Below are 3,589 nucleotides of genomic sequence, written 5' to 3'. Positions count from 1 at the left end.
GGATCCCCCAACGTGGTCCCCGTACCGTGCGCCTCCACCACATCCACATCCGCCGCCGTCAACCGGGCATTCGCCAACGCGGCCCGAATCACCCGCTGCTGCGCGGGCCCGTTCGGCGCGGTCAGCCCGTTGCTGGCCCCGTCCTGGTTGACGGCCGAACCACGGATCACCGCGAGCACCTCGTGCCCGTTACGCTCCGCGTCAGACAGCCGCTCCAGCAGAAGCAGGCCCGCACCCTCACCCCAACCGGTCCCGTCGGCCGCACCCGCGAACGACTTGCACCGGCCATCCGGCGCCAGCCCACGCTGCTCGCTGAAGTAGCAGAGCATCTCCGGGGTGGACATCACGGTCACGCCGCCGGCCAGGGCCAGCGAGCACTCGCCGCTGCGCAGCGACTGCATCGCGAAGTGCAGCGACACCAGCGACGACGAGCAGGCCGTATCCACACTGATCGCGGGCCCTTCCAGGCCCAGGGCGTACGCCACCCGGCCGGAGACGATGCTGCCGGCCGCCCCACCCGCGTAGTCGTGGTACATGACGCCGGTGAAGACCCCGGTGTCACTGCCACGTAGCGCGGTCGGGTCGATCCCGGCGCGTTCCAGGGTCTCCCAGGCGACCTCGAGCAGCAGCCGCTGCTGCGGGTCCATGCCGACCGCCTCACGCGGCGAGATCTCGAACAGCGCCGGGTCGAAATCGGCGGCGTCGTAGAGAAACGCGCCGTGCCGGGTGTAGCTGCGGCCCGGCTTGCCCGGTTCGGGGTCGTAGATGCCCTCCAGGTCCCAGCCACGGTCCGTGGGAAATTCGCCCACCGCGTCCACCCCGTCGGCGACCAGCCGCCACAGGTCCTCCGGCGAGGTCACCCCGCCCGGGTAGCGGCAGGCCATCGCCACGATCGCGATCGGGTCGCCGTCGGTCACCGTCACCGTCGAGGTGATGGGCGCCGCCGACTCCCCGCCGAGCAGTTCGTCCCGCAGCAGCCGAGCGGCGGCCGCAGCGGTCGGGTGGTCGAAGACCAACGTGGCGGGCAGCCGCAGCCCGGTCACCGCGCTCAGCGCGTTGCGCAGCTCGACGGCGGTCAACGAGTCGAAGCCCAGGTCGCTGAACGGCCGCTCGGGGGCGATTGCGTCGGCCGACTCGTGCGCGAGCACCGCGGCGACCTGTTCCCGGACCAGCCGCAGCAGCTCCCGGTCCCGGTCCGCGTCGGGCAGCCCGGCGAGGCGCTGCCGCAGCGTGCCGGCGGCGCCCCCGCCGGAGGCGGCTCGGGCCCGGGACCGGCGTCCGGCAGCGAGGCCGCGCAGCAGGGCGGGCGGTTCATCGGTACGGGCCCGCAACGCCGACCGGTCGACGGGGAGCGGCACCAGGTGGGCGGCTCCGCTGCCGACCGCCCGGTCGAACAGCTCCAGCGCCTCCGGGGTGGTCAGCGCGGGCAGGCCGAGCCGGCGCATCCGGTCCCGGTCGGTGTCGGTCAGCTCGGCCGCCAGACCGGAGCCGGCGTCCCACAGCCCGTAGGACAGTGCGGTCGCCGGCAGTCCGTGGCGGCGCCGGTGCACGGCCAGGGCGTCCAGGAAGACGTTGGCCGCGGCGTAGTTGCCCTGCCCGGCCGCGAGCACCAGCCCGCCCGCCGAGGAGAGCAGCACGAACGCGCGGATCGGCAGATCCGCGGTCAGCTCGTGCAGGTGCCAGGCCGCGTCCGCCTTCGGGGCGAAGACCGTTCCGATCCGCTCCGCGTCGAGGTGGTCGAGCAGCGCGTTGTCGCCGATCCCGGCGGCGTGCACGATGCCGGTCAGCCGGTCGCCGACCTCGCCGATCAGCCGCTCGACCGCGCTCCGGTCGGCGACGTCGCAGGCGACGATCCGCGCGGTCGCGCCGAGCTCGGCGAGGCGGTCCCGCAGGGCTTCCGCGCCGGGCGCGGCGAGGCCACGCCGCGAGGTCAACACCAGTTCCCGTACGCCATGACGCCCGGCCAGATGCTCGGCGAGCAGCGCGCCGAGCCCACCGGTCCCGCCGGTGATCAGCACGGTGCCCTCGGTCCACGGCGCCTCGCCGTCCGTGAGGTCCGCCGGGGCGAGCCGGGGCACGAACAGCTCGCCGCCACGGATTGCTAGTTCCGGCTCACCTGTAGCGATCGCCCGTGCCAGCAGCGACCCGTCGATCTCCTGGTCCGGCCCGGTGTCGGTGTCGAGCAGTACGATCCGCTCCGGGTGCTCGGCCTGGGCGGCCCGGGCCAGGCCCCAGACCGGGGCGGCCGTGAGGTCCACGTCGTCGTCCGCGCCGACCGGTACGGCCTGGTGGGTGACCAACACCAGCCGCGCCTCCCCGAGTTCCGGGCGGGCCAGCCAGCGCTGCACCAGCCGCACACCCTCCACTGTGGTTTCCCGGCTGCGGGTCGGCACGTCCCCGCCCGTCGACAGGGTGACCGGGGCGACCACGGCCAGCCGCGGGCCCTCGGCGCTGATCAGGTCCAGGTCGTCGGCCCCGTAGATGTGCACGACCTCCGACCCGTCCGCCGAACCGGCAGTCGGGCTGGGCGACCAGGCCACGCTGAGCAACGCGTCGGCGGGGGCGACGGGGGCCAGCCGGTCGGCGGTCATCGGCCGGGAGACCAGCGACTCGACGGTGAGCACCGGCTGCCCGGCCCCGTCGGCGACGAGCAGGCTGATCCGGTCGGCCGCCGGATGGGTGAGCCGGACGCGGACGGAGGTGGCACCGGTGGCGTGCAGGGCGACCCCGGTCCAGACGAACGGCAGCTGGGTGCCCTCCTCGTCGCCGCTGTCCCGGAGCAGTTCGGTGTGCATGGCGGCATCGAGCAGGGCCGGGTGGATGCCGAACGCGGTGGCGTCGTCGTGGGCGTGCTGGGGCAGCTCCACCTCGGCGTACAGGTCATCGCCGTGCTGCCAGGCGGCGCGCAGGCCCTGGAAGACCGGACCGTATCCGTAGCCGCTGGCGCACAACCGGTCGTACGCGTCATCGATCGCAAGCGGCGCGGCACCCGGCGGCGGCCAGGCGGTCAGCTCCGCTGCCGGTGCCGGATCGTCTTCGGTGAGCTCGCCGCTCGCGTGACGCAGCCACGCGCCGCCGTCGTCGGCCTGCTCCGGGCAGGACCAGATCTGCACCGGCCGGGTTCCGGCGGCGGTCCGCTCCCCGACAACGACCTGAAGCCGGACCCCGCCCTGCGCGGGCAGCACCAGCGGTGCCTCCTGCACCAGGTCAGCCAGGACCGGGCAGCCGGCCTCGTCGCCGGCGCGCAGGGCCAGGTCGACATAGGCGGTGCCGGGCAGCAGCACGGAGCCGAGCACCTCGTGGTCGGCGAGCCAGGGGTGAGTGTCGAGGCCGAGGCGGCCGGTGAGCACCACGCCGCCGGTCTCCGGGGCGGGCACGACCGCGCCGAGCAGGGGGTGGCCGGGGCGGGTGAGGCCGATGGCGGCTGGGTCGGCGCCGGTCGCGGTGGTGTCGGGCCAGAAGCGCTGGCGGTCGAAGGCGTAGGTGGGTAGGTTCACCCGCCGTCCGCCGGCCAGTAGTGGGGTCCAGTCGATGGTGGTGCCGCGGGTCCAGGCGGTGGCCAGGCCGGTGAGCAGTTCGGTCTCTTCCG

Annotated in this window: 1 protein-coding gene; it reads right to left on the bottom strand. The window is 74.6% G+C overall.

Translation table 11 applies throughout. The annotated features are described in order from the left end of the window. Positions 1-3,589, bottom strand: a 3,589-nt coding sequence (locus ABZ671_RS32525; RefSeq protein ID WP_357865344.1) for a type I polyketide synthase, incomplete at both ends; no start/stop codon positions are given.

This window comes from Micromonospora sp. NPDC006766 (assembly GCF_040636055.1).
In the GTDB taxonomy this organism is placed as follows: Bacteria; Actinomycetota; Actinomycetes; order Mycobacteriales; family Micromonosporaceae; genus Micromonospora.
This window is presented reverse-complemented; position numbering and strand designations above follow the sequence as displayed.